General features: G+C 72.4%; 7 protein-coding genes. 3 read left to right on the plus strand and 4 right to left on the minus strand.

The window, feature by feature from the left end; genetic code table 11:
* Positions 1–25: 25 nt before the first annotated feature.
* On the minus strand, positions 26–1198 hold the full coding sequence (locus D1J51_RS07105) for a methyltransferase domain-containing protein (protein WP_119074482.1): 1173 nt from the start codon (positions 1196–1198) through the stop codon (positions 26–28).
* A 16-nt stretch (positions 1199–1214) separates the two neighbouring features.
* Positions 1215–1934 carry a ferritin-like fold-containing protein gene (locus tag D1J51_RS07110; RefSeq protein WP_119074483.1) on the minus strand — a complete coding sequence of 240 codons (720 nt, stop codon included), beginning with the start codon at positions 1932–1934 and terminating at the stop codon, positions 1215–1217.
* A 185-nt stretch (positions 1935–2119) separates the two neighbouring features.
* Here D1J51_RS07110 and D1J51_RS07115 point away from each other — a divergent pair, with 185 nt between their 5' ends.
* A complete protein-coding gene (locus D1J51_RS07115) occupies positions 2120–3574 on the plus strand; it encodes a DEAD/DEAH box helicase (protein WP_119074504.1) in 1455 nt (484 codons plus the stop codon).
* Positions 3575–3604: 30 nt separating this feature from the next.
* Here the strand turns inward: D1J51_RS07115 and D1J51_RS07120 are convergent, their stop codons facing one another.
* A complete protein-coding gene (locus D1J51_RS07120) occupies positions 3605–4456 on the minus strand; it encodes a PHP domain-containing protein (protein WP_119074484.1) in 852 nt (283 codons plus the stop codon).
* Positions 4457–4500: 44 nt separating this feature from the next.
* Between D1J51_RS07120 and D1J51_RS07125 the strand changes: the two genes are divergently transcribed.
* Together D1J51_RS07125 and D1J51_RS07130 are read left to right on the plus strand one after the other, a co-directional pair.
* Entirely contained in the window at positions 4501–5937 is a 1437-nt protein-coding gene (locus tag D1J51_RS07125; RefSeq protein WP_119074485.1) for an aminopeptidase P family protein, read from the plus strand.
* A gap of 112 nt (positions 5938–6049) precedes the next feature.
* On the plus strand, positions 6050–6595 hold the full coding sequence (locus D1J51_RS07130; RefSeq protein WP_119074486.1) for a hypothetical protein: 546 nt from the start codon (positions 6050–6052) through the stop codon (positions 6593–6595).
* Between the two features lie 11 nt (positions 6596–6606).
* Here D1J51_RS07130 and D1J51_RS18545 read toward each other — a convergent pair whose 3' ends face one another.
* Positions 6607–6738, minus strand: coding sequence for a hypothetical protein (locus tag D1J51_RS18545; protein WP_256386000.1), 132 nt, complete (start codon positions 6736–6738; stop codon positions 6607–6609).
* Between the last annotated feature and the right edge of the window lie 428 nt (positions 6739–7166).

The following is a 7166-nucleotide window of genomic DNA, read 5'->3' on the forward strand; positions in this document are numbered from 1 at the left end:
GCCGCACGCCTCGCCGCGCCGTGCCTCAGCCCGCCCGCACCAGCTCGACGGCCACCTCCATGTGCCGCGTGTGGGGGAACATGTCGAACACCCGCGCCTCGCGCACGGCGTACGAGGGCACGGCCTCGAGATCGCGCGCCAGGCTCTCGGTGTTGCAGCTCGAGTAGATCACCTGCCGCACGGGCGACGCCTCGAGCCACGCGCACAACTCGGCCCCGATCCCGCGGCGGGGCGGGTTCACGACGACGGACTCGGGCAGGGCCGCGGGATCGGCCGCGAGCGCGAACGCCGTCGCGTCCGCCACCTCGAAGCGCGCAGCGATCCCCGCCTCGCGCGCGCTGCGGCGGGCCGAGCGCACCGCGGCCTCGCTGATCTCGACGCCGAGCACGCGACGGGCGCGAGCGCCCCCCGGGGCCCGCTCGGCGGCGTGCAGCGCGAAGCCGCCCACGCCGCAGTACAGGTCCCAGAGCGACGCGGGGTTCTCGCGCGCCACCCACGCCGCGGCCTGCGCGTAGAGCTCGCGCGCCACGCCCGTGTGGGTCTGGAAGAAGCTCCGGGGGCGCAGGTGCAGCGGCACGCCGTCGCCGAGATCCATCGCGAGCGAGGAGCCGAGCAGCGTCTCCTCCCGCTCCCCCTCCAGCACGGCCCGGTGCTCGGGCAGCAGGTTGACCGAGACCACGGCGGCGTTCGGGATCGCGCGGCGCAGCGCGGGAAGGCCCCTGCGCAGCGCCGCGAGACCTCGCTCGCTGCGCACGACGAACCGCAGCATGAGTTCGCCCCCGGCGGAGACTCCACCGGGGGCCTCCGTCACGTGCACGAACTTCAGCTCGCCGCGGCGGCGCGGCACGTCGTAGGGCGGCAGCCCGGTCGCTTCGAGGAAGGAGGCGAGGCGAGGGATCGCCCGGCGGATCCCGGGCGACTGGATGAGGCAGTCGCGCAGGTCGACCCCCTCGCCGTCCGGCCCGAGGATGCCGAGGGTCACCGACGCGGGCCGGCCGCCGACGACCAGTTTCGCCTTGTTGCGGAAGTCGCGCACGCCGCCCGCGACGCTCGGCAGCCAGGTGGAGGCGGGCACGGACGGCAGCAGGTCGCGGCAGCGCCGCTCCTTGGCGCGCAGCTGCTCGTCGTAGGGGGTCTCGATGAGGGCGCAGCTGCGGCAGCGCCCCGCCTCGAAGTAGTCGCAGCGCGGGAGATCCATGGGGCTAGGGCTGGGGCTAGGCTGTGAGGCCCAGCCCGTCCATGCGGCGGATGTGGTCGGCGATGAGCTCGGTGAAGACCGGCTCGACCTCGTCGGCGTCGAAGGCGCGGTGCTCGCTGAGCAGCAGGACCGCGCGCGAGACGAGCAGCGTGTCGCCCACGAGCCGCCTGCCCCACAGCGCCAGCCAGCTCGAGAGCCCCTCGTCGGCGGCCAGCGCGTCGGCGAGCAGCTCTCTGACCTCCGTGCGCCCGCTGTCGCTGCTGAGGATCTCGATCGCCTGGGCGCGGTAGCCGTCGCGCATGCCCTCGGCGAGGCTCGCGAAGAAGTCGTCGAAGAGGCCCCCCACGAGATACAGCGAGAGCACGTGCTGGTGCCAGTCGGCGGTGTCGATGCGCTCCACGTACTCGTCGATCACGCGGGAGAACGGCGCCATCACCACGTGGGGCTCCTCGTCGCGCCTGCGGATCTCGTCGGTGAGCCGCTGGTGCTTGGCGAGGGTCAGGCCCGCGACCCGGGCGAGCACCTCCTTCGCCTCGAGCGTCGGCGCCCCCGAGACCGCGCGGGTCGCCGCCTCGTACAGCTCGAGCTGCAGGTAGGCCGTGAGCCCGAGGAACGGCAGCATGCCGGGGGCGAACTCGGCGAGTTCGACTCGCTCGGTGTCGTTCCCCTCGCCGCGCGAGCGCAGCTTGCGCGCCGGAGCGCTCTTCTTGCGCAGCCCACGGATCCACTCGAACACCCTGACAGCTTACCCTCGGGCGGCGGTCGCACTGGAATAGACTGGGCCTCGTACGTATTCGCCGCGGGGGCACCGGATCCCCCGCCGCTGCGCCCTCGAGAAGGTGCGCGCAGCACACACACGCCGCACCGGCGCAGATAGGACGCAACGTGACGACTTTCCTCGAACTCGGCGTCGACCAGGACATGGTCGACTCGCTCGCAGACCAGGGCATCATCGAGGCCTTCCCCATCCAGGAGCAGACGATCCCCCTGGCTCTCGAGGGTCAGGACATCATCGGCCAGGCGAAGACCGGCACCGGCAAGACCTTCGGTTTCGGTCTGCCGCTGCTGCAGCGCGTCGGCGCGGATCCCGAACCGGGCGTGCAGGCCCTCGTGGTCGTGCCGACCCGCGAGCTGGCGGTGCAGGTGTACGAGGATCTCGAGCTGGCGGCGAAGAACCGCGCGGCGACCGTCGTGCCGATCTACGGCGGCAAGGCCTACGAGGGGCAGATCGAGCAGCTCAAGGACGGCGCGCAGGTGGTCGTCGGCACCCCGGGCCGCCTGCTCGACCTTGCGAGTCAGCGCATCCTGAACCTCGGCGACGTGCGCGAGATGGTGCTCGACGAGGCCGACAAGATGCTCGACCTCGGCTTCCTCGCCGACATCGAGAAGCTCTTCGCGAAGACCCCGGCGACGCGCCACACCATGCTGTTCTCGGCGACCATGCCGGGCACGATCGTCACGCTCGCGCGGCGCTTCATGTCGAAGCCGATCCACATCCGGGCCTCCGATCCCGACGAGGGCGTGGCGCAGGCCAACATCGAGCACATCGTCTACCGGGCCCACTCGCTCGACAAGGACGAGGTGATCGGGCGCATCCTGCAGGCCGAGGGCCGCGGCAAGACGGTCGTCTTCATGCGCACCAAGCGCGCTGCGGCGAAGCTGCAGGAGGAGATGGTGGATCGCGGCTTCAACGCCGCCTCGGTGCACGGAGACCTCAATCAGGATCAGCGCGAGCGCGCCATGTCGGCGTTCAAGGCGGGCAAGAAGGACATCCTGATCGCGACCGACGTGGCCGCGCGCGGCATCGACGTCGACGACGTGACGCACGTCATCAACCACACGGTGCCCGACGACGAGAAGACCTACCTGCATCGCGTGGGCCGCACGGGCCGCGCGGGGCGCACGGGCATCGCGGTGACGTTCGTCGACTGGGACGACCTGCACAAGTGGGCGCTCATCGACAAGGCCCTCGACTTCGGCGTGCCCGAGCCCGTCGAGACGTACTCCTCGTCACCGCATCTCTACGCCGACCTCAACATCCCGGAGGGCTCGAAGGGGCGGCTCAAGGCTACCCCCGTGAAGGAGCGCGCGCCGCGCGGCGGATCCTCGACGCGCGCGGGCGACGGCGGATCCGGCGAGGAGCGGAGCGGGGGCGGCCGCAAGCGCACCCGGCGCCGCACGCGCAGCGCCAACCCGCAGGGGCCCGGCCGTCACGAGGCCCACGGGCACGAGCAGCACGGCCACGACACGGAGGGCGGCGGCGAGCCCGGGGCTCCCCTGCTGCAGGAGCCGGGCGAGGGATCGGCGCCCAAGCGCCGCCGCCGGCGGCGGACCGGGGGGTCCGGCGACGGCGGAGCCGACGGCTCTGCCCAGTGAGCGGGATCGGGGCCGGCGGCAGGCGCCCGGTCAGCGCGGGGTGACGACGAGCTCGCGCAGACGCTCCACGAGGGCCGCCTGCGTCGACCGCTCCCCCAGCCGGTTCGGCTTGCCCGCGCCGTGGTAATCGCTCGCGCCCGTGGTCTCCAGCGCGAGCTCGGCGGCCGCTCGGCGCAGCGGCGGCAGCCACTCGGCCCGGTTCTCGGGATGATCCAGCTCGGCGCCCCACAGACCCGCCGCCGCGAACTCTCGCATCTCCTGCCGCGAGGTCGTGCCGCGCTGGCGGCTCGCCGCGGGGTGGGCGAGCACCGGCACGCCGCCGGCCGCGCGCACGAGACGGATCGCGTCGACGGTCTCCAGCGCGTACGTGCCGATGTAGTAGGGGGATCCCGGGTGCAGCACGTCGGCGAACGCGGCGCTGCGATCGGCGAAGTACCCCGCCGCCACGAGCGCATCGGCGATGTGCGGGCGGCCGACGGTGCGCGCGTCCTCCGCACCCACCACCGCCTCCCAGGTGATCGCGTAGTCGGCCGCGATGCGGCGCACCATCTCCCTGGCCCGCCCGAGCCGATGGCCGCGCACCTCGGCGAGCGCCTCGAACAGCTCGCCCGCGGCGGGGTCGATGCCGTAGGCCAGCAGGTGACGCGAGTGCCAGTCGTGCTTCGTAGTGATCTCGATGCCGGGGAGGAAGCCGACGCCGTGCCGGCGCGCCGCCTCGCGCGCCTCGCTCCAGCCGTCGATCGTGTCGTGATCCGTGAGCGCGAAGCCCGCGAGCCCGAGCTCCGCGGCCTCGCGGGCGATGTCGGCGGGACGGGTGGTGCCGTCGGAGAACACCGAGTGCGTGTGCAGGTCGAATGCGCCCCCGCCCGTCGCTCCCGTCATCCCCTCATTCTAAATGGACTCGGGTGCGGTGAGAGGATGGGGGCATGACCGACTCCGCGCAGGCCACCCACGAGGTGGAGATCGACAACAGCAATCGCAGCACGACCCCGCAGACGGCCGGCTTCGCCCGGTACATCTCGGCGCACTGGGCCGACCGCCCCGAACCGCTGCCCGACCCGCGGCCCGCGGCGCCCTACGCCGCTCGCCGACGCGCGGCCCTGGGCGCGCGCTTCCCGGGCGAGCGGCTCGTGATCGCGGCCGGCGCGATGAAGCAGCGCTCCAACGACACCTTCTACCAGTACCGCCCGCACAGCGCGTTCGCGCACCTCACCGGCTGGGGCTCCGATGCCGAGCCCGGCGCGATCCTCGTGCTCGATCCCGCGATCGGCGATCCCGCGACCGGCGATCCCGCAGCGGGTTCCGGCGACGCCGCGCACGACGCCACGCTGTACTTCCGCGAGCGCGCGGGCCGCGACAGCGACGAGTTCTTCGCCGACCCCGAGATCGGCGAGTTCTGGATCGGCCCGCGCCCGTCGCTCGCCCAGGTTTCGGCAGCCCTCGGGATCCGCACCGCTCCGCTCGCCGAGTTCGCCGCGGGCGACTCCGACCGCACCCTCGACGACGCCGAGCTTGCCCGGGCCGTGTCCGAGCTGCGGCTGGTGAAGGACTCCTACGAGCTGGCCGAGATGCAGGCCGCCGTCGACGCGACCGCGGGCGGGTTCGAGGAGGTGCTCGCGGCGCTGCCGCGGGCGAGCGCGCACCCCCGGGGCGAGCGCGTGGTCGAGGGGGTGTTCAACCAGCGGGCGCGGCTCGACGGCAACGCTGTCGGCTACGAGACGATCGCGGCGTCTGGCCCGCACGCCTGCACGCTGCACTGGATCCGCAACGACGGCCCCGTGCTCGAGGGCGATCTGCTGCTGCTCGACGCCGGCGTGGAGATGGACAGCCTCTACACGGCCGACATCACCCGCACGGTGCCGGTCTCGGGGACCTTCTCCGAGGTGCAGCGGCGCGTCTACGAGACCGTGCTCGAGGCGGCCGACGCGGCCCGAGCGATCGTGCGGCCCGGGATCCGCTTCCGCGAGGTGCACGAGGCCGCGATGGCCGTGATCGAGCGCCGCACCCGCGAGTGGGGCCTGCTGCCGGAGACCGCTGAGGGCGACGACACAGCCTACCACCGCCGCTACATGGTGCACGGCACGAGCCACCACCTGGGCCTGGACGTGCACGACTGCGCGCAGGCCCGCCGCGAGCTGTACCTCGACGGGGTGCTGGAGCCGGGCATGGTGTTCACGATCGAGCCGGGGCTCTACTTCCAGCCCGACGACCTCACGGTTCCCGAGCAGTACCGGGGCGTCGGCGTGCGCATCGAGGACGACATCGCGGTCACCGAGGGCGGCTGCGTGAACCTCTCGGCGGGCATCCCGCGCACCGCCGCAGAGGTGGAGGACTGGATCCGGCGGGCGCAGTCGCGGGCGTGACCGATCCGCCGCGCGGGGCCGATGCCGGGCAGCGCCGGGGGCACCCGCGAGACGCGACGATCTCGCCGGGCTCCGCTGGACAGCGGAGCTATCGGAGCTAGAATCGATGCCCATGGCTTCCGGTTCTGCGCACCCGAGCGGTTCGTGGCGAGCCCGCGTGCGCGGCGCGGGCGCGGCGGGCGCCGCCCTCGTGCTGCTCGGCACGGCGGCGCTGTCGCCGTTCTCGGTGGCCGCGGCGTTCGCGGACGCGGGATCCGCCGCCGACCGGGGCCCGCAGCGCGCGCAGGGCCTGGACGCCGCCCGCTCGGCCGAGACCGTCGTCGACACCGGCGTGTCCGCCGCCGAGCCCGGGGGCGCGGGGGCGGCCGGGCCGTCGGGCAAGGCCCTCTACACGCTGCAGCAGTTCATGTTCATGGGCGCCGTCAACTGGCAGGGGTACAAGTTCACCTTCTACAGCCAGCAGGTGCTTCCGGGAACGGGGCTCGACATCCCGGGCCGCCGGGTCAACGCCGACGGCTACGTCAGCGACGCCGACGGCTACATCGTGCTCGCGGGGTCGGCGCCGAAGGGCACCGTCTACGACACGCCCTTCGGGTACCGGGGCAAGATCTACGACCGGGGCACGGTGGGCAACCACCTCGACGTCTACATCCGCTGAACCGGCGAGCGCTACGCTTCGACCCCGTCGGTGTAGACCCAGCGGCCGTCGGCCGCGCGGGTGAAGCGGCTGCGCTCACGCTGCTCGAAGCGCTGGCAGAAGACGCTGACACTCACACCGATGGGCGGGAGTCTGGTCGTCATGCACACTGGCGACCCGCGGTTCACCTCGGAATTTTTCTCGAAAGGGAGGAATCGATACTCGCCGATATCATCGGGATTCCGAACACTGGCGGCAACTGGTGAGCTGCGCCCGCGCATTCATCTGGGGAACCAGTGGAAAGGTACCCCGATGCCCAACGAACAGATCACAGTCCACCCCGCATGTGAGAGACGCTCGTGTCGCACGCGTGCTCACTGAGGTCGAAGCCGGACAGACGACGGCTGGCTCCACCGATGCGCGCACACGCGCCAAGCTCGACCTTGCCGAGGCGGAGTGGCCCATGGCCACCTACGCCAAACAGACAACCGTCAGTGCTGATCGAAGCCTGACAGAGATCCGGAACACCGTTCACCGGTAAGGTGTTTAGCGGATTCGGGTCTGTCCGATGAACGGTGTGTGGGGTCCGGCG

Source organism: Leucobacter sp. wl10 (assembly GCF_003569785.1).
GTDB lineage: Bacteria > Actinomycetota > Actinomycetes > Actinomycetales > Microbacteriaceae > Leucobacter.

Coding starts and splice junctions, on each gene's coding strand:
- D1J51_RS07130 (WP_119074486.1), top strand. CDS start 6,050: ATGGCTTCCGGTTCTGCGCACCCGAGCGGTTCGTGGCGAGCCCGCGTG.
- D1J51_RS07125 (WP_119074485.1), top strand. CDS start 4,501: ATGACCGACTCCGCGCAGGCCACCCACGAGGTGGAGATCGACAACAGC.
- D1J51_RS07115 (WP_119074504.1), top strand. CDS start 2,120: ATGGTCGACTCGCTCGCAGACCAGGGCATCATCGAGGCCTTCCCCATC.
- D1J51_RS07120 (WP_119074484.1), bottom strand. CDS start 4,456: ATGACGGGAGCGACGGGCGGGGGCGCATTCGACCTGCACACGCACTCG.
- D1J51_RS18545 (WP_256386000.1), bottom strand. CDS start 6,738: ATGACGACCAGACTCCCGCCCATCGGTGTGAGTGTCAGCGTCTTCTGC.
- D1J51_RS07105 (WP_119074482.1), bottom strand. CDS start 1,198: ATGGATCTCCCGCGCTGCGACTACTTCGAGGCGGGGCGCTGCCGCAGC.